General features: G+C 67.8%; 1 protein-coding gene. It reads right to left on the bottom strand.

All coding sequences use genetic code 11. The features are described from left to right. Positions 1 to 258: L-rhamnose mutarotase (locus TW83_RS16775; RefSeq protein WP_045983927.1), on the bottom strand; the 258-nt coding region annotated here is incomplete at both ends.

Raw genomic sequence — 258 nt, 5'->3', positions numbered from 1 at the left:
CCTCGGTCAGGCCCGCCCACCACTCACCAGGGGCTCGCGTGTCCAGCGGGCGCTGCATCGGGCCGCACAGCGCCCACCAGTCGCGCGTCACCGGATCGGCGGCAATGGCCGCATCATCGGCCGCGAAATCGGTGCCGCGATATTCCCAATAGCTGAACAGCAGGTTCTCTGGCCGGCGCAGGAAGATCGAATAGTTGGTGATATGCGACCGCGACAGCCGGTCCAGCACCGCGGGCCAGACATCGGCATGCAGGCGGG

The organism is Paracoccus sp. S4493, assembly GCF_000967735.1.
Lineage (GTDB): Bacteria > Pseudomonadota > Alphaproteobacteria > Rhodobacterales > Rhodobacteraceae > Paracoccus > Paracoccus marcusii.
Note: the sequence above shows the minus strand (reverse complement) of the source record. Positions and strands in the feature narration are given on the sequence as shown.